This window comes from Rhizobium sp. 10PS4, from assembly GCF_032464805.1.
Lineage (GTDB): Bacteria > Pseudomonadota > Alphaproteobacteria > Rhizobiales > Rhizobiaceae > Rhizobium > Rhizobium laguerreae.
The window spans coordinates 176,823-199,832 of the sequence record NZ_JAWDIW010000004.1; the positions used below are offsets into that span (position 1 = coordinate 176,823).

Here is a 23,010-nt window from a genome sequence, read left to right on the forward strand (position 1 = left end):
GAAACCTGGTCTTCCGGAAAGCAATATGGGACGCGGCGCGGCGTCGGCCGCGCCGGAAACGATCAGACGCCGAGCGACTTCAGCTTGCGGTGGAGCGCCGAACGCTCCATGCCGACGAATTCCGCGGTGCGCGAGATATTGCCGCCGAAGCGGTTGATCTGGGCGATCAGATAATCCTTCTCGAACATCTCGCGAGCTTCGCGCAGCGGCAGCGTCATGATGTGATAGTCGTTCTTGGCGGACACCTTCGGCAGCATGTCGCCGAGATCGGTCGGCAGCATGTCGGCGGTGATCGGCGCGTCCGGCCCGTCGGTGCGGGCGAGAATCATCAGCCGCTCGATATTGTTGCGCAGCTGGCGGATGTTGCCGGGCCAATCATGCGCCTGCAGCACGGCCATCGCGTCGTCGCCGATGCGGCGCGGACGGATGCCCGCCTGCTCCGATATCTGGCGCATCAGCTGGTCGACGAGGAAGGGAATGTCCTCGCGCCGTTCGGCAAGTGCGGGCACACGCACCGGCACGACGGCGAGGCGATGATAGAGATCCTCGCGGAACCAACCCTCGGCGATGCGGCTTTCGAGATTATAGGCGGTCGAAGAGATGATGCGGACATCGACCTTGACGCGCTTGGAACCGCCGACCCGCTCGAACTGCTGATCGACCAGGACGCGGAGGATCTTGTTCTGCGTCTCACGCGGCATTTCGCCGACCTCGTCGAGATAGAGGATGCCGCGATGGGCTTCCTCGAGCGCGCCGATCTTGCGCGCCTGGCCGGGCGTGCCCTCGGTGCCGAACAGCGCCACCTCCATGCGTTCGGGCGTGATGTTGGCGGCGTTGATCGCAACGAAGGGGCCGTTGGCGCGAGCCGACTTCTTGTGGATCATCCGCGCCACCAGCTCCTTGCCGGAGCCCGACGCGCCGAGGATCATGATGCGGCTGTTGGTCGGCGCAACCTTCTCGATCGTCTGGCGCAGCTGCGAAACGGCAACCGAGGTGCCGATCAGCTCCAGCGCATCGCCGGTGCGGCGCTTCAGATCCGAGACCTCGCGCTTCAGCTTGGAATTCTCCAGCGCACGTTCGGCGATCAGGATCAGCCGGTCGGCCTTGAAGGGCTTTTCGATGAAATCGAAGGCGCCGCGCTTGATCGCCGAGACGGCGGTCTCGATGTTGCCGTGGCCTGATATCATCACCACGGGCAGCTCCGGATGGCGGGTCTTGATCTCGTCGAGCAGCGACAGGCCATCGAGCTTGCTGCCCTGCATCCAGATATCGAGGAAGATCAGCCGCGGCACGCGATCGGAAATCGCCGCCAGCGCGCTGTCGCTGTCGTGGGCCGTGCGCGTCTCGTGCCCTTCGTCCGAGAGAATGCCGGAAACGATCTCGCGAATATCATGCTCATCGTCGACGACGAGAATATCAGAGGCCATAAACGCTTTCCTTGTCATTGGCTGCGGGGGCAGCAGGCGTCGGATCCAGGCGTGGCAGATGCACGCGGATCATGGCCCCTCTCCCCCGGTCAAAATCGGCGGGCGCATCATGCAGCTCGAGCTGCCCGCCATGTTCCTCGATAATCTTCTTGACGATGGCGAGGCCAAGGCCGGTGCCCTTTTCGCGCATCGTCATATAGGGTTCCAGAATGCTGTGACGGTTCTCCACCGGCAGGCCGCGGCCATTGTCGATCACGTCGACGGTGAAGCGGTCGCGGCCGGTATCGAGTGCGGCGCGGACGAGAACCTTGCGTTCGTCCCGTTCGTCGCTCGGAACGGCCTCGATCGATTCGACGGCATTCTTGATGAGGTTTCCGAAAGCCTGGCCGAGCATGCGGCTGTCGAACAGGCCCTCCAGCGGCTGGTCGCCGAAATCCTGCTCGAAGGTAACGTGATGGTTGCCCATCTCGCGCAGGAAGATCGCGTCGCGCAGAATATTGCGCAGGTCGCTCGGCTCCTTGGTCGGCTTCGGCATGCGGGCGAAAGCGGAGAATTCGTCGACCATGCGGCCGATATCGCCGACCTGGCGGATGATCGTATCCGTGCACTGGTCGAAGACGGTCCGGTCATCCGGGTCGATCTGCTTGCCGTAGCGGCGCTGGATGCGCTCGGCGGACAGCTGGATCGGCGTCAGCGGATTCTTGATCTCATGAGCGATGCGCCTTGCCACGTCGCCCCAGGCGGTCGAGCGCTGGGCGATGACGAGATCGGTGATGTCGTCAAGCGTGATCACGTAGGACTCGCTCATGTCGCGCACTTCCTCGCGGGTCACCTGCACGCTCAGCGTCCTGACAGTGCCGCCGCGGACCAGCGCGATCTGCTTGCGGAAATCGCCGCGATGACGCACCGCAGCCTCGGTCAGCACGTGATCGACCTCAGGCGCGATATCGACCAGTTGCTTTCCGAGCATCTCGTCTGCGGACAGCGACATCAGCGTCTCGGCCGAGCTGTTGACGATGGCGATGCGACGGTCCTGCTCGACGCCGATGACGGCGGCAGTGACGCCCGACAGCACCGCCTCGATGAAGCGGCGGCGGTCATCGACCTCGTCCTTGGCCTCGAGGATCTCGTCGCGCTGGGTGCGGATTTCCGAGATCATCTTGTTGAAGGTGCGCGACAGATTGGCGACGTCGCCGTCGACGGCATGCACCGGCACGACGATGTCCATATTGCCCGATGCCACGCTGTCGGCCGCCGTGATCAGCAGGCGGATCGGCCGGACGATGCGGTCGGCGACGGCGATCGCAGTCCAAATCGCCGCCAGGAGCACGATCAGCGCGAAGCCGATATAGAGCACGGCAAAGGCGACCTGCAGCGAGAAGCGATTGGCCTCCATCGAGCGGTATTCGGTGGCGTTCTCCTCCATCATGCGCATGGCGCCCATGACCTTGGGATCGACGGCGCGCACCGTATAGAGGAAGGTGCCCTGGATGGCATCGAGCTTGATGATGGCGCCGACGAGATTGGTGACGCCGGGCGGGATCAGCGTCGGCTGGCCGGCGGCCGCCTTTTCCAGGGCGTCCTGGGGAATAGCGGGTAGCGGCTTTTCCGTGGCGATATCGGCCTGGACGATCACCGAGCCGTCGCGCTCGACGAGGAAGGCGCCGAGCAGGCCGCGGCCCCTCGCCTGGCGAGTCATCAGATCGGCAAAGCCTGTCCTGTCGAGACTGTAGAGCGCGCGGTTGCGCTCCAGGTCGTTGGCCATGGAGACCGTCTGCCCCTGCAGGTAGCTGGCATTCTCCATCATATAGGCCTGGCCGATATTGCGCGACGAGCTGACGATCGACTGGGTGCGCAGGGCAAACCAGCGGTCGAGACCGGCATTTAGCGTGATGCTGGCGAAGATGGCGACGAGGATCGCCGGCGTGATCGCGACGATCGAAAAGAGCACGACGATGCGGATATGCAGGCGGGCTGCCGCACGGCCGCGGGTGCGGGCTTTCAGCAGCCTTGCCACCTCGCGGCCGATCAAGGCGAGCAGCGTCAGGACAAAGAAGGAATTGACGATCACCGAGGTGATGACGACATGCGACGTCGGGGCGATCGGCGTCAGGCCGAGCAGCACGAAAAGCGTGGCCGTGGCGCAGAGAAGCGCGCCACCGGCGAGCACGAGGCCGGGTACGGCAAAAAGGGCACGGCGGTCGGTCACCGTCGTCACCGTCTCGCCCGCCGCCGCCGGCGATACCCCATCCTGCGTCATTCGGCCTCTCTTCAGACGGCACCTGCCGCCCTCGCCATCCGATCGAAAACCAAGCAACGCCGGCTTAAAAAGCCAGCGCCGCAACGACTCGATCGGGAGCGAATGTCCAAAACCCTTGCGTGACCTTTAAGCAACGCATTGTGGCGAAAATGCAACGCGCCTCGGCACATTGTCAAGCCGTGTGAGCTCGACGAGCCTTAATCTGACCCGCCGAGGAAGGTTTGTTTTCTCTAGAAGCGCCGTGGCCCTTCGGGTTTGTTTCCGACGATCGTGTCGATCCGGTCCAGCACGTCGGACGTCATCTTCTGTCTGTGTGAGAGGGCGGCGAGATTGTCCTGCAACTGGCTGGCACGCGAGGCTCCAAGGATGACGGTCGAGACATTCTGGTTGGCGAGGCACCACAAAAGGGCGAGATGGGTGATCGATAGGCCGATCTCGTCCGCGAGCTTTGCCAGCTCGCCAACTTGTTTGAGCTGGGCGCGGCCGGCATCACTGGACCACTTTTCCTTCAGCCATTCATAGCCCGGCAGGTTCATACGGCTGTCGGCCGGCACACCGTCATTGTATTTTCCGGTCAGGACGCCCGAGGCGAGTGGCGACCAGATCGTCGTGCCAAGGCCGATCAGGTCGTAGAGCGGCAGATAGTCAGCCTCGACCTTTTGGCGTTCAAAGATGTTGTACTGCGGCTGTTCCATGGTCGGCGGCGTGATGCGCAAGTCCCGGGCAACGGCATAGGCTTCCGTCAATTGCTGCGCGGACCATTCCGACGTGCCCCAATAGAGCACCTTGCCCTGGGCGACGAGATCGTGCATCGCCCGGACCGTTTCCTCGATCGGCGTGTCGATATCCGGGCGGTGGCAGAAGTAGAGGTCGAGGTAGTCGACCTGGAGCCGCTTGAGCGCTGCATGGCAGGCATCGGTCACATGCTTGCGCGACAGGCCGCGTTGCGTCGGCCTCTCACCTCCCCAGAAGACCTTGCTGGAGACGACGAAGCTGTCACGGCTCCACCCGAGCCTGCTGAGCGCCTCGCCCATCACGATTTCGGACTTGCCGCTCTCGTATCCTTCGGCATTGTCGAAGAAGTTCACCCCATTGTCGTAGGCAAGCTTCATGAGGTCGACCGCGTCGCCTCCATTGACCTGCTTGCCGAACGTCACCCAGGAACCGAAGGAGAACTCGCTCACCTGCAGGCCCGACTTTCCCAAACGTCGATATTCCATCATGTAACTCCCGCAAATTATGAATATGTGCCGGCCTGTCACCGGGGTCGGCGTCGCCCGATCGATCGACGACCGATTGGCGTAATCTATGGCATGCGCAACGATATGCGAGGCTCAGCCCGCCAAGTTGACCAAAACACGATGTCGCAGGTCCCGTCAGCCCCCGACCGTAAAGAAAAAGGGCGCTCCACGACATCAGCCGGAGCGCCCGTGGCATGCGATCGACGACGTTTGCGGCGGAGGTCGACGGCAGCAACGGCAGCATGATGAGATTCGGAACGGATAGGCAACATGCGATTGGAGTCTGCGACGTTATCGCGCGCCGATTGATCCTGTCATCCACCGGATATCCACAGCCTATCCACAGGCACCGCGACAATGATCGCAGCAACTTCAATGACATTCGCCTCTCGGCAAAACACTCCTCACAAATGCTTATGTGACTGTCGAATGACACCGCATCTTTGTTTGTCTGCTTGGATACAAACCGTGGCCTGGCTCAGATAGGCTCACCTCTCCTCCCGACCGTGGCGGCGGACGCCGGGAGGGGTGGGCGGTGGGCAACATGAGGGCCTACCGCCTTCTTTTTATCGCGCCCTTGGAAGAACGCTCAGGCCGTGCGGGAACTCCTGTAGACCGAGACGCCAAGTTCCCTGATCTTCTTGCGCAAAGTGTTGCGGTTGAGACCGAGAAGATCGGCCGCCTTGATCTGGTTGCCGCGTGTCGCCGTCAGGGCGGCGAGGATCAGCGGATATTCCATTTCCGTCAGCACTCGTCCCCGAAGCCTGCAAGTACCAGAGGCAGTTTGATTCAACGCAACGCTTGAACCCGGCATTCATCGTATTCCTAAAAGCAGCTCCATATTCATGGAGGATAATGGCTCAAAGAGGAGATGCAGAATGTCCATGTTCAGACTGCCAACTATCACTCTACTGGCCTTGCTCGGTGCCGTCGGTACCATGGGCATCGCGTCCGCCCAGACGAAAAGTCCAGACTCGGCTCAGTCGGAGGCTAAGCCCGCGGCCGAAGGATCGGAAATGATGCCCGGCATGATGGGCCGCAACATGATGTCATCGGACATGAATGAAGGAATGCGCATGATGGGGCCAATGCGCGGTCATATGATGAAGATCATGTTCGTCATCGGCGATACTGATGGGGACGGCGCAATTTCTTTCGAAGAGTTGACTGCAATCCACAAACGCGTCTTCGACGCGGTCGACGCCAATAATGACGGCAAAGCCACACCTGAAGAAATGCAGGCGTTTATGCAGGACATGTGACCGACGGCTCGGCATTTGCCACCCCATGTGAGCAGCCACCACCAACTCCAGGTGCGCTGCTCCTTCGGGACTAACCTTGCCCGGCGCCGTGCCAAGGCCAGAGAAACCGGAGCGCCGGCAATTGCGTTACATCAATGCCGAACTGCGGCGAAGGGAGATAGATGATTACAATCGTGGCGGTCCACGAGAGATGGAGCAGGACATGACGGCACAATATTTTCTCCCGCTATCAACATATCCCGATTCAAGTTCCGGATTGATCATTTCGAACGCTGTAGCGTTTTCCGGGCACTACGGTGCACATCTTCACGCGTGCGCGCTAACGGTGGAGATCCCGCACATCCCCAACGCATGGTCGTCTTTGCTGCTCGATACTCCGAAGATGATCGAGCATGCCGAGACTTTGAGCCGCGATCGCGCCGCGACTCTGGTTGCAGCGGCAACCAACCTCGCAGCGAGCGCCAAGGTTGAATTATCTTGTCGAACGGTCAAAACCACCTTGCCCCTATTGCACGACACGGCAGCCACGGAAGCACGTTTTTTCGATCTGGCTATTCTCGAATGTATCGCGGACGTTCCGGATACTCGCATTGTCGCCGAGGCGGTCATATTCGGCTCCGGCCGGCCAGCCGTCATCTTTCCCAACAAGACCTTTGCGGGCCCAATCGACCATCTGGTCATCGCCTGGGACGGAAGCCGAGCTGCCGCCCGGGCCGTCAACGATGCAAAGCCATTTATTCACAAGGCCAAGCGGGTCTCGGTCCTATCTCTGACCGGCGAAAAGCCGCTGCAGGAGACCAGCGGAGCGCACCTTGCTGAGATCCTGGTTTCGAGCGGCGTCAATGCAAGCGCAACGGTCGCTCGCTTTACCTCGTCATCCATCAGTCTGAGCATTCAGCGGACGGCGCTGGAATTGGGCGCCGATATGCTTGTCATGGGAGGATTTGGACACTCGAGGTTGCGAGATTTCGTCCTGGGCGGAGCAACCGATGGCGTCTTGGAGGAGCCTCTTCTGCCCGTCCTCATGTCACATTGACAATAACTGTCCACGGCGTTGCCGATCTTGCTTCGGCGCCGTCGGCGAAACCTTGGCCGCGCCTGCGTTAAAGATGCGCGACCAGCGACCGGGAGGATGCGCGTTCGACGTCCCTCCGCAGCACCGTGCAAGCCCGAACAGGCTCAGGCGGTGCGGGAACTCCTGTACACCGAGACGCCAAGTTCCCTGATCTTCTTGCGCAAGGTGTTGCGGTTGAGACCGAGAAGATCGGCCGCCTTGATCTGGTTGCCGCGCGTCGCCGTCAGTGCGGCGAGGATCAGCGGATATTCCATTTCGGTCAGCACGCGATCATAGAGGCCGGGCGGCGGCAGATTGTCCCCGAAGCCTGCGAAATAGCTGCGCATGTTCTCTTCGACGGCTTGCGCGATCGTCATCGAGCCGCTGCGCATCGGCCCCTTGTCGATCGGGCTGTCGGGCACGTCGGAGCGCAGTTCGGCGTCGATGATCTCGCGGGTGATCACATCCTGCGGGTAAAGCGCCATCAGACGGCGGATGAGATTTTCCAGTTCGCGGACATTGCCCGGCCAGGCATAGGCCTTCATCAGTTCGAGCGCTTCCTGATCGAAACGCTTGGAGCCAAGACCTTCCTTTTCCGCCTGCTGGATGAAATGGCGTACCAGATCGGGAATGTCCTCGGCGCGGTCGCGCAGCGGCGGCAGGCGCAGCGGCACGACGTTGAGGCGGTAATAGAGATCCTCGCGGAAGAGGCCCTGGTTGATCGCCTGCTTCAGGTCCTTGTTGGTGGCGGCGACGATGCGCACATCGGTGCGGATCGGGGTGCGGCCACCGACGGTGGTGTATTCGCCCTGCTGCAGGACGCGTAAGAGCCGTGTCTGGGCGTCCATCGGCATGTCGCCGATCTCGTCGAGGAAGAGCGTGCCGCCTTCGGCCTGCTCGAAGCGGCCGGTCGAGCGGGTCTGCGCGCCGGTGAAGGCGCCCTTCTCGTGGCCGAAGAGTTCGGATTCGATCAGGTCGCGCGGGATTGCCGCCATGTTGATCGCGACGAACGGGCCGTTGCGGCGCTTGCCGTAATCATGCAGCGCGCGGGCGACGAGCTCCTTGCCGGTGCCGGATTCACCGGTGATCATCAGCGTCAGGTCCGTCTGCATCAGCCGGGCGAGCACGCGATAGATCTCCTGCATCGCCGCCGACCGGCCGACGAGCGGCATGCCGTCCTGCATGTCGTCTTCGAGTTTGGCGGGCTTGCGCTTCGGCTCGGCGAGCGCCCGGCCGATGATGCCGATCAGCTCGGTGAGATCGAAGGGCTTCGGCAGATAATCGTAAGCGCCCTTTTCCGAGGCCTTGATGGCGGTCATGAAGGTGTTCTGGGCGCTCATGACGAGGACCGGCAGGTCCGGCCGCGCCTTCTTGATGCGCGGCAGCAGATCGAAGGCGTTCTCGTCGGGCATCACCACATCGGTGACGACCAGATCGCCCTCGCCTGCCGAAATCCAGCGCCAGAGGGTAGCGGCGTTGGAGGTGATGCGGACGTCATAACCGGCGCGGCTCAAAGCCTGGTTGAGCACGGTCCGGATGGCCGCATCATCATCTGCAACGAGGATCGTGGCTGTCATCGAGAAGGTCCTGTCGAGCTTGCTATAGAGGCGTCTTCAAGCGAGGCGTCCTTCGACGCCGGCATGAGAACGCGGAATGTCGTGCGGCTGTTCTGGCTGTCGCATTCGATGATGCCGCCGTGATCGCCGATGATCTTGGCGACCAGCGCCAGACCGAGGCCGCTGCCGTTCGGCTTGGTGGTGATGAAGGGATCGAAGAGATGCGGCAACAGATCGAGGGGAACGCCGGGGCCGTTGTCGTGGACGCAGAATTCCAGCGGCAGCGAGATCTTTTCACGCGTGCCGGCGACCGAAAGACGGATGCCGGGACGATAGGCCGTCGTCAACATGATCTCGCCGTCCGACCGATCGCCGACCGCTTCGGCGGCGTTCTTCACCAGATTGAGGAAGACCTGGACGAGCTGGTCGCGATTGGCATAGACGGCCGGCAGCGACGGGTCGTAACTCTCGGTGACCCGGATGTTGCGGGCAAAACCCGCCTTGGCGACCGCCTTCACATGATCGAGCACGGAATGGATGTTGACCGGCATGCGGTCAACAGGGCGTTCGTCGGAAAAGACTTCCATGCGGTCGACCAGCGAGACGATGCGGTCGGTCTCGTCGCAGATCAGCCGGGTCAGCGCCCGATCGTCGTCGACCGCAGACTGTTCGAGCAGCTGGGCGGCGCCGCGTATGCCGGAAAGCGGGTTCTTGATCTCATGCGCCAGCATCGAGGCAAGGCCGGTCACCGAGCGGGCAGCGGCGCGATGCGTCAGCTGCCGGTCGATCTTGTCGGCCATCGAGCGTTCCTGAAAGACGATGACGACGGCGCCGGGCTCGCTGAGCACCGGGGCGACGTAGAGATCGACGAGCTTGTCCTGGCCGAGGCGGGGCGAACTCAGGTCGACGCGATATTCGTTGACCGGCGCCTTGCGCTCGCGCACCTGGTCGATCAGGGCGAGCAGCGGGCTGCCGAAGGGAATGAAGGTCGAAATGCGGTAACGCGCCAGGTGCGAGGCGCTGGCACCGAAGAAGGCCTCCGCCTCCCAATTGGCGAAAACGACGAAGCCGGATTCGTCGACCATGACGACCGGGTTCTGGATGGCGTTCAGCACGGCCATGGCGACGGTCCCGCCGGCATGATCGGACGGAGATGTCATATCCTTCATCATGCCGCCTCCCGGCTGTCGACAATATTCACAGCCAGCGCATCGTAAAGGCGCGCGGCCACCTCGCGCGGATCGCGCGAGGTCATGATCTCCGCCTTTTCAGCGCCTGACAGATCAGGCGCGAAACGCTGGAGATACCAGCCAAGGTGCTTGCGGGCGTGGCGGATCGCCACCGCTTCGCCGTAGAAATCCAGCATCATCCGGTAATGTTCGACGGCGATATCGGCGGTCTCCTGGGATTGCGGTACGGGCGCACCTGAAATGATGCCGGCATGCCACGGCCTGCCCTGGCAGCCCCTGCCGATCATCACGGCATCGGCGCCGGAGCGGCGCAATATTTCCTGCGCGTCAGCTGCGGTTTCGACATCGCCATTGGCGATCAACGGAATGGAGATCACTTCGCGGACGGCGCGGATCGCATCCCAATCGGCGCGGCCCTCATAGAATTGCATACGGGTGCGCCCATGAATGGTCACAAGCTGGATGCCGGCCGCCTCGGCGCGCCGCGCGATATCAGGCGCGTTGATCGAATTCTCATCCCAGCCAAGGCGCATCTTCAGCGTCACCGGAATGTCGACGGCCTTGACCGTCGCCTCGATGAGGCCGAGCGCGTGATCGGGATCACGCATCAGCGCCGAACCCGAATAACCGCCGATCACCTTCTTTGCCGGACAGCCCATGTTGATGTCGATGATATCGGCGCCGTGATCGGCGGCGATCTTGGCCGCCTCCGCCATCCAGTGCGCCTCTCGCCCGGCAAGCTGCACCATATGCGGCCGGAAGCCGGCAGCACTGAACCGCGACCAGGATTCAGCCGTGTCGTTGACCAGTTCGCGGCTCGCCACCATCTCGGTGACGACGAGGCCGGCGCCGAAGCGCCATGCAAGCTCGCGGAAGGGCATATCCGTGACGCCGGACATCGGCGCCAGCACAACGCGGTTCCGCACGGACACGGGTCCGATTTGGAAAGGCGCTGCGAGGTCCTGGGAAATCAAATGATTATCTTTCGGGCACACAATAGAACTGCATTATTTTTAGCCACTATTCCCTGTCTTGCCAAGGGGGCTGAGACAGGAATTGATATTTTTCGGGCAGATGCTGGAAAAGGCCAAAGCAAGACGTTAGAGCACTCGGGTCAATTCCGCATATTTTAGGGGATTTATGCTGCAAATGCCTTCTAAGCAACCGATATCGGCTGGAATTGTCATCGTTGCCGCCGGCCGCGGCGAGCGCGCAGGATCATCCAAGGAGGGCCCCAAGCAATATCGCATGATCGGCGGCAAGGCGGTTATCGTGCATACGCTTGAAAACTTCATGACATGGGAAGCCGCAACCGAGATCGTCGTCGTCATCCATCCCGATGACGAGGCGCTGTTTGCGAGAGCCTTCCGCCACATCATCTCGGCAACGCCGATCAAAACGGTGCATGGGGGTGCGACCCGGCAGCAATCCGTGCTTGCCGGCCTCAGACACCTCAAGGACAAGCACATCAGTCATGTGCTGATCCACGATGCCGTGCGGCCGTTCTTCGATCATGTGCTTCTAGACCGCATCGCCGAGAGCCTTGACGCCGGCGCACAGGCGGTCCTGCCGGCGATCCCGGTCACCGATACGCTGAAACGCGCCGACAGCGCCGGCACCGTGCTGACGACGATTTCACGCGAGCATCTTTACGCGGCGCAGACGCCGCAATCCTTCGCCTTCGAAACGATCCTCGAGGCGCATGAGAAGGCGGCCGCAAGCGGACGAAGCGATTTCACCGACGATGCCTCGATCGCCGAATGGCTGGGCATTCCGGTGACGATCGTCGAGGGCACGGCCGACAACGTCAAGCTGACGGTCAAGAACGATATCGCCATGGCCGACGACAAGCTCTCGTCTTCGCTGCTTCCGGACGTGCGCACCGGCAACGGCTACGACGTACACCAGCTCGTAGCGGGCGATGGCGTGACACTCTGCGGCGTGTTCATTCCACATGACCAAAAGCTCAAAGGTCACTCCGATGCCGACGTCGCGCTGCATGCGCTGACGGACGCGCTGCTTGCCACCTGCGGCGCCGGCGATATCGGCGATCATTTCCCGCCGTCCAACCCGCAATGGAGGGGGGCAGCTTCGCGAATCTTCATCGAGCATGCCGCCCGGATCGTGCGCGAGCGCGGCGGCACGATCATGAATGCCGACGTTTCTCTGATCGCCGAGGCGCCGAAGGTCGGACCGCATCGCGACGCCATGCGGGCGAAACTGTCGGATTATCTCGGCATCGATATCGAGCGTTGCTCGGTCAAGGCGACGACCAATGAGACGATCGGCTTCGTCGGCCGGCGTGAAGGCATCGCGGCGATCGCCACGGCGACCGTCGTCTATCGCGGGAGGAAATAATGAGCCTTTTTCCCGACGATATCCTTTCAGTGGCGGAGGCGATCATCCGTGACTTCACGGCTGCGGGGCTGATGATCTCGACCGCCGAATCCTGCACCGGCGGACTGATCGCCGGGGCGCTGACGGAGATTTCGGGTTCGTCCGCCGTCGTCGACCGTGGCTTCGTCACCTATACGAATGGTGCAAAGATCGAGATGCTCGGCGTGCAGGCGGAAACGCTGCTGCACTTTGGGGCAGTCTCCGAAGAAACGGCGCGGCAGATGGTGCATGGTGCCCTCTTCCGCTCACGCGCCGACATCGCCGTTGCCGTCACCGGCATTGCCGGCCCCGGCGGCGGATCGCCGGAAAAACCGGTCGGCCTCGTGCATCTCGCCGCCAAGTCGCGCGCCGGCTCGCTCATCCATCGGAAAATGCTCTATGGCGATATCGGCCGCAGCGAGGTTCGACTGGCAACGATCAGGACGGCGCTGGAGATGGTGGGCTCGCTCCTTGCTGCCTGACGCCGGTTCGCTCATCGGGCCGGCGTGTAGATCCTGTTTGCGCGTGTCTCGAAGGCTTCGGTGAACATGCGGAAGGCGCGGTCGAACATCGAACCCATCAGCGCGCCCAAGATGCGGCTCTTGAACTCGTAATCGATGAAGAAATCGACGGTGCAGCCGCCGGACGGCGTCTCGGCAAAGTGCCAGCGATTGTCGAGATATTTGAACGGGCCATCGATATATTTGACCTCGATGACGTGCTCGGCGCGGTTCAGCAGCACCTGTGTGGTGAAGGTCTCGCGGATCGCCTTGTAGCCGACCGTCATGTCGGCAACGAGCAGGATCTTGCCGTCGCGCTCCTTGCGGCTCCTGATGGCCAAGGCTTCGCAGAGCGGCAGAAATTCCGGATAACGCTCGACATCGGCGACGAGATCGAACATCTGCTCGGGCGTGTGCGGGACGGGACGGTGCGTTTCGAATTGCGGCATAAGCGGCAATTAATCGGGCGGGCCGAGAAGATCAAGAAGCTCGCGCATCTGGCGGCGGGATTTTAGCTGAAGAACCGGCACATTGGGGCCATGCTCGGCGATGCCCGTGACGAGACGCGGCGCGAATTTCGCCTCGAAAGTCCAAATGAAGTGGAGGAATTCCAAGTCGACCTTCTCGATACAGCCCGGCGCCATCTCGGGGCGAGTGCGGCCTATCCATTTCGCCCACCGGCTAATTGCGCCCCAGATGCAGACAAGCCGCGGCATGCGGACCCAAACAACGAAATCGGTGCGTGGCAGCCGGATATCCAAGGAAGACGGGTTCGTGCCGTCCATGATCCAACGTTCTTCGAGGATCCGGCTGGCGATGATCTTTCTCTGCTCGGCCCTGTCGCGTACCACCCAGCCGGGAAGCCAAAATACGTCGCGATCGAGCGAGATGTAGGAAAGTCCGAAGCGCTTGGCGATCTTCAGCGACAGCGTCGATTTACCGCCGCCCGAGCAACCGATGACGAGGATCCGGCGGGCTAAACGGATATGCTCGGCAGCCTGTTCGAGGTCGGTGATCTGCTGACGCGGCAGCAAGTCTACTCTCTGATCCATCATGCAACTCCCTCGAGTCAGACGTGCGCTTCGCCGGGATGCTCCTAAACGCCAGCGAACCGGCTAGCTGCTTTGCGCGATCTTATGATGACGGTGGAATTTGCAAACCCGTGATCCTGAAGCGCCGCTTCGATCAGAGGTGCGGCATCGCGCTCGAAATTCCAGATATAGGCAAGCGCGTCCAGCGAGAGGCGTTCGGGGCAGCCGGCAGGCAGTTCGGGACGGTTGCGCCCAAAATAACGGAATGTTCTTGAGACCGCGCCGTACAGGCATGCATATCTGGACAGCCGAAGCCAAATGACGGCGTCTGCACGCGGCAGGCGCAGATGGAAGGAGCTGAGGCCGGTTCCATCCATGATCCAGCGTTCTTCCGCCACCGCTTTGGCGATCAGCCGATCGATGTCGCTGCGATCCCGTTTCCTCCAGCCGGGAAGCCAATAGAAATCGCGATCCATCGAGATATAGGGAAGGTCGAGCGAAGTCGACAGCGCCCGTGCAAGCACGCTTTTTCCACCACCGGGGCAGCCAATCACCAGAATGCGTCTGGCATGCCGGAGCATTGGTTCGTCGACGGGCATGTCCGCAACTCCCCATCAAAAACCGCTGCGAAAATCCATCGGCTCAGACTGCTGATGAGATCGGCCATTCCTCTTTCGTCATGCTCGGGCTTGTCCCGAGCACTTGCAACCGGCGCAGCAGATCCTCGGCAACAAGGCCGAGATGACGTCGAGTGAAGATCGAGGTTTGTCAACAAACTGAACCGCGGCGAAAATCGCCGCGGCCGACACAAAAAGCAAGGCCGGCTCTTATTCGGCTGCGATCAACAGCTTCTTCTCGCGCGCCGCCCGCAGCCGGGCAAAGTCGTCGCCGGCATGGTGGGAGGAGCGGGTCAGCGGGCTGGAGGCGACCATTAGGAAGCCCTTGCTGTAGGCGACGGTCTCGTAGGACTTGAACTCGTCAGGGGTGACGAAGCTTTCGACCTTGTGGTGCTTGCGGGTCGGCTGCAGGTACTGGCCGATCGTCAGGAAGTCGACATCCGCGGTGCGCAGATCGTCCATCAGCTGCAGGACTTCGTTCCGCTCTTCGCCGAGACCAACCATGATTCCCGATTTGGTGAACATGGTGGGATCGAGTTCCTTCACCCGCTGCAGCAGGCGGACGGAATGGAAGTAGCGGGCGCCGGGGCGAACCGTCAGATAGTTGCCGGGCACCGTTTCCATATTGTGGTTGAAGACGTCGGGCTTGGCGGCGACGACGCGTTCCAGCGCACCCGGCTTCTTCAGGAAGTCGGGCGTGAGGATCTCGATCGTCGTCATCGGCGAGGCGGCACGGATTGCCCAGATCACCTTTTCGAAGTGTTCGGCGCCGCCGTCTTCCAGATCGTCACGGTCGACCGAGGTGATGACGACATGGCTAAGGCCCATCTCCTTGACTGCCTTGGCGACGTTCTCGGGCTCGGCCATATCGAGCGCGTTCGGCTTGCCGGTGGCGACATTGCAGAAAGCGCAGGCGCGGGTACAGATCTCGCCCATGATCATGAAGGTCGCGTGCTTCTTGTCCCAGCACTCGCCGATATTCGGGCAGCCGGCCTCCTCGCAGACGGTGACTAGCTTGTGCTCCTTCACGATCGCGCGCGTCTCGGCATAACCCTTGGAGGTCGGCGCCTTGACGCGAATCCAGTCCGGCTTGCGCATGACTTCCGTGTCAGGCCGATGCGCCTTCTCCGGATGCCGCACGCGCTTGGCGTCGGGATTGATCGTATCGAGGATGGTCACCATTGCAGTTTCAGCCTTCTACCGCCCTATGCGGCAAATCTCATTCGGATCTAGCGCCGCACCAGCCGCGCAAGGAATATCAACAAGCAGGCGCCGAGGAAACCCGTCACGAAATAGCCGAGCCGCCCGCCGACCACCTCGAGATGAAACTGCGCGAGGATGGCGCTTGCGACGACCGAGCCGACAATGCCGAGCACGATATTCAGGAAAATCCCGTATCGCGCTTCCATCAGCTTGCCGGCGAGCCAGCCCGCAAGCCCGCCGATGATGATTGCCGAAATCCAGCCGACGCTTTCCATGCCTTCCCCTACCCTCAAGTTGGCCCTCAGTTACGCCTCAAGCGACCGCTCTCGCGATCAGAACCACGATGATGGCGCCGACGGTGGCGTGGATGATCTGCACCACCAGCGCATTTTCAATGCCCAGCGAAATGCCGAGCGTGCTGAACAGATAACCGCCGACGAAGGCGCCGATGATGCCGCTCAGCAGGCATCTTATCAGCCCGCCGCCACCGACGACCAGGCTTGCCAGGAAGCCTGCAACCAGGCCGATCAGCAAAAACACCAGCAACGCCTGCGTCTCCATAGACATGATGATTTCCTTTCGTTTTTTCCACCCTGGGGAGTGGCTTTCCACTCCGGGGGGATGGCTTTGCCACCCCGGGGGATGGCTTTGCCACCCCGACATAAAGGGCGGCATTGGAAAGTATCAAGCGTTCAGGACGCGGCCGTAAGCATCGAGCACCGCTTCCTTCATCGATTCCGACACGGTCGGATGCGGGAAGATCGTGTGCATCAGTTCTTCCTCGGTCGTCTCGAGGTTCATCGCGACGACGAAGCCCTGAATGAGTTCGGTGACTTCGGCGCCGACCATGTGGGCGCCGAGCAGTTCGCCGGTCTTCTTGTCGAAGATCACCTTCACCATGCCCTGGTCTTCGCCGAGTGCGATCGCCTTGCCGTTTGCCGCGAAGGAGAAGCGGCCGACGCGGATGTCGCGGCCCAGTTCCTTGGCCTTCGCTTCGGTGATGCCGACGGAGGCGACCTGCGGATTGCAATAGGTGCAGCCCGGCACCTTGCCCTTGTCGGTCGGATGGACATTGGGAAGGCCGGCGATCTTTTCGACGCAGACGACGCCCTCATGCTCCGCCTTGTGCGCCAGCATCGGCGGGCCGGCGACATCGCCGATCGCATAGATGCCGGCGATATTGGTCTTGCCGTAGCCGTCGATGACGACGCAGCCGCGGTCGGTCTTGACACTGAGCGCCTCGAGACCGAGATTTTCGATATTGCCCTGAACGCCGACGGCCGAAATCAGCCGGTCGGCAGTGATCTGCTCAACCTTGCCATCGGCCGTCTCGACATGGGCGGTAACGCTGTTCGTGGCCTTGTCGACCTTGGTGACCTTGGCGCTGGTGAAGATCTTGAGGCCGCGCTTTTCAAGCTGCTTGCGGGCGATCGCCGTGATCTCGGCATCCTCGACCGGCATGATGGTCGGCATGACTTCGACGACCGTGACGTCGACACCCATCGAGCGATAGAAGCTGGCGAATTCGATGCCGATCGCGCCCGAGCCCATGACGATCAGCGATTTCGGCAAAACATCCGGCTTCAGCGCCTCGAAATAGGTCCAGATCAGCTTGCCATCCGGCTCGATACCGGGCAACGCGCGCGGACGGGCGCCGGTGGCGATGATGATATGCTTGGCGGAATAGGTGCCCTCGCCGCTCTTGACGTTCTTCGGCAGCGGATGCTGCGGCTCGACGACCGGCTTCGACGGCTTGCCGACGACGATCTCGCCGGGCTTGGTGATCTTCGCTTCTCCCCAGATGATGTCGATCTTGTTCTTCTTCATCAGGAAGCCGACGCCGGCATTCAGACGGGCGGAGACGGCACGCGAGCGGCCGACGACGGCCTTGGCATCCGGCTTGACCGTGCCTTCGAGAACGAGGCCGTAATCCTTGAAGTGATTGGCGTGGTCGAGCACCTCGGCCGAGCGCAGCAGCGCCTTTGTCGGGATGCAGCCCCAGTTCAGGCAAATGCCGCCCATATGCTCGCGCTCGACGATCGCGGTCTTGAGGCCGAGCTGGCTGGCGCGGATGGCAGCGACATAGCCGCCGGGACCCGAACCGATGATGATGACGTCGTAGGATTCAGCCATGTGTTTCCTGCCTTTGTTACGCTGCGCTGCGGGTCATGAGCACCCACGCATGTCTCTTGCTGTTTTCGAAGAGCGGCACGGCATCGGCGCGCGCAGCCTCCAGGAATCCGTTTCTTCCATAAAGCGACAAAGCCGCTTCGTTATCACTTGCGGTAATGAGACTGACCGGGCGGCGATCGGCCCTTTCGATCTGATCGTCCAGCAGCCTGCGTCCGATGCCGATGCCACGCAGATGGCGATAGACGCCGAGACTGCCGATGAACCAGCTTCCGACCACCGTCTTCTGCAAGGCGAGCATCGGTGCGGTCGCCGGAATGGTGGCCTCGATATCACCTATCCCCTCATTCAGCGCATGGCCGATCGCCACACCAGCGACCTCGCCATAGGCCTCGGCAATGACGGCATCCCGCCAGCCGCCGACAGCTTCCTCCTCGCCCATCTTCAGCCGGCCCAGCTCCAGCGGCGTGTCGCTCACGCCGTTTTGCACACCGGCAAACCAAAGCCAGGAGGCAAACCCGCGCGATGCGATATCCGCCAGAATCGCCAGCTCCGAGGCATCCCGCCGTGAGGCCTGCCGGAGGGCGATGAAGGAGGTCATACTCAGATCCCCAGCATCATCCGCACGATCGATTCCAGCCCGCGTCCAAGCGCACGCGTATTCTCCGCATCGAGGTGAATGCCGTCGATCGGTGTGGTCTTGGCGACGGAATTGCCGTCGAAGAAGCCACAACCGAGTTCGTCGGCAAGATCACGATAAAGCGTTGCGAGCTTTGCCGATTCCTCGATGCCGCCGGGAAACGATGCGGCGAAGGGCACATTGCCCGTTGCGCGGATCGCCGGCGGCGCCACGATCAGAATCTCCGGCCCATCGAATTCGAAGGGCCAGGCATGATTGCGGATCAGCCGCACGAGCCGGCTGATGCCCTGGCATGCGGCAAAGGCCGAGCCTGCCACGACCGGCTTCATGTCATTGGTGCCGAGCAGAAGGATGACGAGGTCGAGCGGTGCATGCGTCTGCAGGATCGTCGGCAGGATGCGCGCACCGTTGCGGTCGCAATCGGCGAGATGGTCGTCGAAAGCGGTGGTGCGCCCGTTCAAGCCTTCGGCGATGATACGCGCGTCACCGCCGAGCGCTGCCTGAAGCACGCTCGGCCAACGATTCTGGTAATCATGACGGCCGATCGTCTCGGCGTCATAACCCCAGGTCAGCGAGTCACCATAGCAAAGAACGGTCTTGGTCATTTCCGCCTCGTACCGCTATCAGACAAGCATGCCCATCGGGTTTTCGATGTAGCCCTTGAAGGCCTGGAGCAGTTCGGCGCCGAGCGCGCCATCGACGCAGCGATGGTCGGTCGAGAGGGTGACTGACATCACGGTGGCAATCGCCATTTCGCCCTTCTTGACGACAACCCGCTGTTCGCCGGCGCCGACCGCGAGGATCGTCGCATGCGGCGGATTGATAACGGCTGAAAACACCTTGACGCCCATCATGCCCATGTTCGAGACCGAGCTGGTGCCGCCCTGATATTCCTCGGGCTTCAGCTTGCGGTCCTTGGCCCGCTTGCCGAGATCGCGCATCTCGTTGGAGATCACCGACAGCGTCTTTTGCTCTGCCTTGCGAATGATCGGCGTGATCAGGCCGCCGGGGATCGAGACGGCGACGCCGACATCGGCATACTTGTGCTTGACCATGTTGTTGTCGGTCCAGGAGACGTTGGCATCCGGAACGTCGCGCAGCGACAGCGCCATGGCCTTGATGACCATGTCGTTGACCGAGAGCTTGTAGGCCGGAGCGCCGCCATCCTTTCGCGGGGCCGCATCGTTCAACTGGGCGCGCAGCGCCAGCAGCGCATCGAGCTCGCAATCGACACTGACGTAGAAATGCGGGATCGTCTGCTTGGATTCGACCAGGCGCTTGGCAATCGTCTTGCGCATGCCGTCATGCGGCACGAGCTCGTAGGAGCCAGGTTCGAAGAGCTTGAGCACGGCCTCCTCGGAAGCGCCCTTCGGTGCAGCAGCAGCGGCCGGCGCCGGCGCGGCAGCCTGCGGGGTTGCAGCGGGCGCAGGCGCAGCGGCCGCCTTGGCGCCACCGCCGGCAACGGCGGCCTCGATGTCGCTCTTGACGACGCGACCGTGCGGGCCGGAGCCTGCGACAGCCGAAAGGTCGATACCGGCTTCCTTGGCCAGACGGCGGGCAAGCGGCGAAGAGAAGGTGCGGTTGCCATCAGCCGAAACCGATGCGGGTACAGCGGCGGGTGCTGGTGCTGCAGCCGGAGCGGACTGGGCCGGAGCCGGCGCGGCCTCGGCCTTGGGCGCGGCCGCGCCGTCTGCCTTCGGCGCAGGTGCGGCGGAACCCGCACCAGTTGCGGCAGCAGCGACATCCTCGCCATCGGCGGCGAGAACCGCGATCAGCGCATTGACCTTGACGCCTTCGGTGCCGGCGGCAACGACCAGCTTGGCGACCGTGCCTTCATCGACGGCTTCGACTTCCATCGTCGCCTTGTCGGTCTCGATCTCGGCGATCACATCGCCAGACTTGACCTTGTCGCCTTCCTTGACCAGCCATTTGGAAAGATTGCCTTCCTCCATGGTCGGAGAGAGGGCGGGCATCGTGATATTGATCGGCATCGAAACACCCTCCCCTTATTTGTAGCAAACAGCCTTCACGGCATCGACGACTTCGCCGACGTTCGGAAGCGCCAGCTTTTCGAGATTGGCGGCGTAGGGCATCGGAACGTCCTTGCCCGCAATCGTCAGGATCGGCGCATCGAGATAGTCGAAGGCCTGCTGCATGACGCGGGTGGCGATTTCGGTGCCGACGGAGGACTGCGGATAACCTTCCTCGACGGTGACCAGACGGCCGGTCTTCTTCACCGATTCGATCACGGTCGGCAGGTCCATCGGACGGATGGTGCGAAGGTCGATCAGTTCGACGTCGATGCCGAGCTTCTCGAGTTCGGCGACAGCCTTGGTGGCATAGCTCATGCCGATGCCGAAGGAGACGACGGTCACGTCGTTGCCCGGACGATGGATGCGCGCCTTGCCGATCGGCAGGACGAAATTGTCGAGCTTAGGCACATCGAAGTGCTGGCCGTAGAGAATTTCGTTTTCCAGGAAGATGACCGGGTTCGGATCACGGATCGCAGCCTTCAGCAGACCCTTGGCGTCAGATGCCGTGTAGGGCATGACAACCTTCAGGCCGGGAATGGCGCTGTACCAGGCTGCATAATCCTGGCTGTGCTGGGCGCCGACGCGGGCTGCTGCACCATTCGGGCCGCGGAAGACGATCGGAGCGCCCATCTGGCCGCCGGACATATAGAGCGTCTTGGCAGCGGAGTTGATGATCTGGTCGATCGCCTGCATGGCGAAGTTGAAGGTCATGAATTCGACGATGGGGCGAAGGCCGGCCATTGCCGCACCGACGCCGACGCCGGCAAAGCCATGCTCGGTGATCGGCGTATCGACGACGCGGCGCGGGCCGAATTCCTGCAGCAGCCCCTGCGTGACCTTGTAGGCGCCCTGATATTCGGCGACTTCCTCGCCCATGACGAAGACGTTTTCGTCGGCGCGCATTTCCTCGGCCATGGCGTCACGCAGCGCTTCGCGCACGGTCGTCGACACCATTTCGGTGCCGGCCGGGATTTCGGGGTCGTTCTGCACCTGGGCTTTCGGCTCGGCCGGAACGGGTGCGGATGCCGGAGTTGCGGCAGCCGGCTTTTCCTCCAGCGCTGCCTGCGGTACAGCAGCCGGCGCTGCCGCCGGAGCGGACGCAGACATGTCGGATGCGGATTCGCCGTCCTGCAGGAGAACAGCGATCTTGGCGTTCACCTTGACTCCTTCGGTTCCGGCAGGAACCAGAAGCTTGCCGATGACGCCTTCGTCGACGGCTTCGACTTCCATCGTCGCCTTGTCGGTTTCGATTTCGGCGATCACGTCGCCAGAAGTGACCTTGTCACCTTCCTGCTTCAGCCATTTGGACAGCGTGCCTTCTTCCATCGTCGGAGAGAGGGCGGGCATGAGGATATCGATAGGCATGGGTTCCCTCCCCGATTACAGCAGAATGTCGGTATAGAGCTCGGATACATCCGGCTCCGGATCGGCCTGGGCGAAGTCGGCACTATCGGCGACAATGTCGCGAACATCCTTGTCGATCGCCTTCAGATCGTCTTCGGAAGCCCAGCCCTTTTCGATAAGGCGTGCCTTCACCTGTTCGATCGGATCATGCTCGGAGCGCATCTTCTGCACTTCGTCCTTGGAGCGATACTTCGCCGGGTCGGACATCGAATGACCACGATAACGATAGGTCAGCATTTCGAGAATGATCGGGCCCTTGCCGGAACGGCAATGTTCGAGCGCCTCGTCGGCCGCCGCCTTGACGGCGCGGACGTCCATGCCATCGACCTGAATGCCGGGGATGCCGAAGCCGGATCCGCGCAGCGAGTAATTCGACTGAGCGGTGGCGCGGGCGGTCGAGGTGCCCATGGCGTAACGGTTATTTTCGACGATATAGACGATCGGCAGCTTCCAGAGAGCCGCCATGTTGAAGCTCTCGTAGACCTGGCCCTGGTTGGCAGCGCCGTCGCCGAAATAGGCGATGGAGACATTGTCATTGCCGCGGTAGCGGTTTGCAAAGGCAAGACCCGTTCCGAGCGAGACCTGGGCGCCGACGATGCCGTGACCGCCGTAGAAATGCTTCTCTTTCGAGAACATGTGCATCGAACCGCCCTTGCCGTGGGAATAGCCGCTGCGACGCCCGGTCAGTTCCGCCATGACGCCGCGCGCTTCCATGCCGGTTGCCAGCATATGGCCGTGGTCACGATAGGCGGTGATGACCTGGTCGCCTTCCTTTTGCGCCATCTGCATGCCGACGACGACAGCTTCCTGACCGATGTAGAGGTGACAAAAGCCGCCGATGAAGCCCATGCCGTAAAGCTGACCGGCCTTCTCCTCGAAGCGGCGGATCAGCAGCATCTCGCGATAGGCCTTGAGCTCCTCATCGCGATCGAAGTCGGCTACCGGGCCTCCATTCGATGCTTTGGCTGCCGGTTTTGCTGCAGTTTTGCGGCTGGAAACGGTCGCGGTCTTTCGCGGCGCCATTCAACCCTCCCTATGGGTTTGTCGGTTCTTGGTGGCGCGTACCATAGGGAAGAAATATGACCA

The 23,010-nt window shown here is 61.9% G+C and carries 22 protein-coding genes and 1 pseudogene; 4 read left to right on the forward strand and 19 right to left on the reverse strand.

All coding sequences use genetic code 11. From position 1 onward, the window contains the following. Nucleotides 1-62: 62 nt before the first annotated feature. The 4 genes and pseudogenes from ntrX to RWJ89_RS08935 all read right to left on the reverse strand — a co-directional run. The gene (gene ntrX, locus RWJ89_RS08920; RefSeq protein ID WP_011651865.1) at nucleotides 63-1,427 is read right to left on the reverse strand and encodes a nitrogen assimilation response regulator NtrX; all 1,365 of its coding nucleotides are present in this window, start codon (nucleotides 1,425-1,427) and stop codon (nucleotides 63-65) included. Next, entirely contained in the window at nucleotides 1,417-3,687 is a 2,271-nt protein-coding gene (locus tag RWJ89_RS08925; RefSeq protein WP_017960313.1) for a sensor histidine kinase NtrY-like, read from the reverse strand. The genes ntrX and RWJ89_RS08925 overlap by 11 nt, the downstream gene beginning before the upstream one ends. A 230-nt stretch (nucleotides 3,688-3,917) precedes the next feature. Next, complete coding sequence (locus RWJ89_RS08930) at nucleotides 3,918-4,907, reverse strand: potassium channel beta subunit family protein (RefSeq protein ID WP_131663991.1); 990 nt, start codon at nucleotides 4,905-4,907, stop codon at nucleotides 3,918-3,920. A 610-nt stretch (nucleotides 4,908-5,517) separates the two neighbouring features. Beyond that, a pseudogene (locus RWJ89_RS08935) lies at nucleotides 5,518-5,691 on the reverse strand (helix-turn-helix domain-containing protein); the annotation flags it as partial. Between the two features lie 115 nt (nucleotides 5,692-5,806). Here RWJ89_RS08935 and RWJ89_RS08940 point away from each other — a divergent pair. Beyond that, nucleotides 5,807-6,190, forward strand: coding sequence for a hypothetical protein (locus RWJ89_RS08940; protein ID WP_316030860.1), 384 nt, complete (start codon nucleotides 5,807-5,809; stop codon nucleotides 6,188-6,190). Nucleotides 6,191-6,380: 190 nt separating this feature from the next. Then, on the forward strand, nucleotides 6,381-7,226 hold the full coding sequence (locus RWJ89_RS08945; protein WP_131663990.1) for a universal stress protein: 846 nt from the start codon (nucleotides 6,381-6,383) through the stop codon (nucleotides 7,224-7,226). A gap of 143 nt (nucleotides 7,227-7,369) precedes the next feature. Here RWJ89_RS08945 and ntrC read toward each other — a convergent pair whose 3' ends face one another. Genes ntrC through dusB form a run of 3 tightly spaced genes read right to left on the reverse strand, consistent with a single transcriptional unit; the run spans nucleotide 7,370 to nucleotide 10,985 of the window. Continuing rightward, the gene (gene ntrC / locus RWJ89_RS08950) at nucleotides 7,370-8,821 is read right to left on the reverse strand and encodes a nitrogen regulation protein NR(I) (RefSeq protein ID WP_003539347.1); all 1,452 of its coding nucleotides are present in this window, start codon (nucleotides 8,819-8,821) and stop codon (nucleotides 7,370-7,372) included. Beyond that, nucleotides 8,818-9,972 (reverse strand): two-component system sensor histidine kinase NtrB, encoded by a 1,155-nt coding sequence (locus tag RWJ89_RS08955; protein WP_077981089.1) that lies wholly within the window; start codon nucleotides 9,970-9,972, stop codon nucleotides 8,818-8,820. The genes ntrC and RWJ89_RS08955 overlap by 4 nt, the downstream gene beginning before the upstream one ends. Next, nucleotides 9,969-10,985 carry a tRNA dihydrouridine synthase DusB gene (gene dusB / locus RWJ89_RS08960; protein WP_316030861.1) on the reverse strand — a complete coding sequence of 339 codons (1,017 nt, stop codon included), beginning with the start codon at nucleotides 10,983-10,985 and terminating at the stop codon, nucleotides 9,969-9,971. The genes RWJ89_RS08955 and dusB overlap by 4 nt, the downstream gene beginning before the upstream one ends. Nucleotides 10,986-11,130: 145 nt before the next feature. Here dusB and RWJ89_RS08965 point away from each other — a divergent pair, with 145 nt between their 5' ends. Both RWJ89_RS08965 and RWJ89_RS08970 read left to right on the forward strand, forming a co-directional pair. Beyond that, a complete protein-coding gene (locus RWJ89_RS08965; RefSeq protein WP_316030862.1) occupies nucleotides 11,131-12,348 on the forward strand; it encodes a bifunctional 2-C-methyl-D-erythritol 4-phosphate cytidylyltransferase/2-C-methyl-D-erythritol 2,4-cyclodiphosphate synthase in 1,218 nt (405 codons plus the stop codon). Next, entirely contained in the window at nucleotides 12,348-12,848 is a 501-nt protein-coding gene (locus RWJ89_RS08970; RefSeq protein ID WP_168281835.1) for a CinA family protein, read from the forward strand. The genes RWJ89_RS08965 and RWJ89_RS08970 overlap by 1 nt, the downstream gene beginning before the upstream one ends. Nucleotides 12,849-12,859: 11 nt before the next feature. Here the strand turns inward: RWJ89_RS08970 and RWJ89_RS08975 are convergent, their stop codons facing one another. The 12 genes from RWJ89_RS08975 to pdhA all read right to left on the reverse strand — a co-directional run bounded on the left by RWJ89_RS08975 (nucleotide 12,860) and on the right by pdhA (nucleotide 22,947). Further along, nucleotides 12,860-13,315, reverse strand: a complete 456-nt coding sequence (locus RWJ89_RS08975; RefSeq protein ID WP_017993995.1) for a type II toxin-antitoxin system RatA family toxin — start codon at nucleotides 13,313-13,315, stop codon at nucleotides 12,860-12,862. Nucleotides 13,316-13,324: 9 nt separating this feature from the next. After that, nucleotides 13,325-13,921 (reverse strand): AAA family ATPase, encoded by a 597-nt coding sequence (locus RWJ89_RS08980; RefSeq protein ID WP_168281833.1) that lies wholly within the window; start codon nucleotides 13,919-13,921, stop codon nucleotides 13,325-13,327. Between the two features lie 41 nt (nucleotides 13,922-13,962). Beyond that, entirely contained in the window at nucleotides 13,963-14,496 is a 534-nt protein-coding gene (locus tag RWJ89_RS08985) for a DNA topology modulation protein FlaR (RefSeq protein ID WP_077981095.1), read from the reverse strand. A 228-nt stretch (nucleotides 14,497-14,724) separates the two neighbouring features. Continuing rightward, nucleotides 14,725-15,696 carry a lipoyl synthase gene (gene lipA / locus RWJ89_RS08990; RefSeq protein WP_012757334.1) on the reverse strand — a complete coding sequence of 324 codons (972 nt, stop codon included), beginning with the start codon at nucleotides 15,694-15,696 and terminating at the stop codon, nucleotides 14,725-14,727. 47 nt (nucleotides 15,697-15,743) lie between these two features. After that, nucleotides 15,744-15,992, reverse strand: coding sequence for a GlsB/YeaQ/YmgE family stress response membrane protein (locus RWJ89_RS08995; protein ID WP_003539331.1), 249 nt, complete (start codon nucleotides 15,990-15,992; stop codon nucleotides 15,744-15,746). Between the two features lie 37 nt (nucleotides 15,993-16,029). Beyond that, nucleotides 16,030-16,284 (reverse strand): GlsB/YeaQ/YmgE family stress response membrane protein, encoded by a 255-nt coding sequence (locus RWJ89_RS09000; RefSeq protein WP_017960300.1) that lies wholly within the window; start codon nucleotides 16,282-16,284, stop codon nucleotides 16,030-16,032. 117 nt (nucleotides 16,285-16,401) lie between these two features. Beyond that, complete coding sequence (lpdA, locus tag RWJ89_RS09005) at nucleotides 16,402-17,850, reverse strand: dihydrolipoyl dehydrogenase (RefSeq protein WP_168281831.1); 1,449 nt, start codon at nucleotides 17,848-17,850, stop codon at nucleotides 16,402-16,404. Nucleotides 17,851-17,866: 16 nt separating this feature from the next. Further along, a complete protein-coding gene (locus RWJ89_RS09010; RefSeq protein ID WP_168281829.1) occupies nucleotides 17,867-18,448 on the reverse strand; it encodes a GNAT family N-acetyltransferase in 582 nt (193 codons plus the stop codon). Nucleotides 18,449-18,450: 2 nt separating this feature from the next. Continuing rightward, nucleotides 18,451-19,092 (reverse strand): SGNH/GDSL hydrolase family protein, encoded by a 642-nt coding sequence (locus RWJ89_RS09015; RefSeq protein WP_077981098.1) that lies wholly within the window; start codon nucleotides 19,090-19,092, stop codon nucleotides 18,451-18,453. An 18-nt stretch (nucleotides 19,093-19,110) separates the two neighbouring features. Continuing rightward, a complete protein-coding gene (locus RWJ89_RS09020) occupies nucleotides 19,111-20,478 on the reverse strand; it encodes a pyruvate dehydrogenase complex dihydrolipoamide acetyltransferase (RefSeq protein WP_222061597.1) in 1,368 nt (455 codons plus the stop codon). Nucleotides 20,479-20,493: 15 nt separating this feature from the next. Next, nucleotides 20,494-21,885, reverse strand: a complete 1,392-nt coding sequence (locus RWJ89_RS09025) for a pyruvate dehydrogenase complex E1 component subunit beta (RefSeq protein ID WP_077981100.1) — start codon at nucleotides 21,883-21,885, stop codon at nucleotides 20,494-20,496. Nucleotides 21,886-21,900: 15 nt separating this feature from the next. Continuing rightward, on the reverse strand, nucleotides 21,901-22,947 hold the full coding sequence (pdhA, locus tag RWJ89_RS09030; RefSeq protein ID WP_168281826.1) for a pyruvate dehydrogenase (acetyl-transferring) E1 component subunit alpha: 1,047 nt from the start codon (nucleotides 22,945-22,947) through the stop codon (nucleotides 21,901-21,903). Nucleotides 22,948-23,010 lie beyond the last annotated feature (63 nt).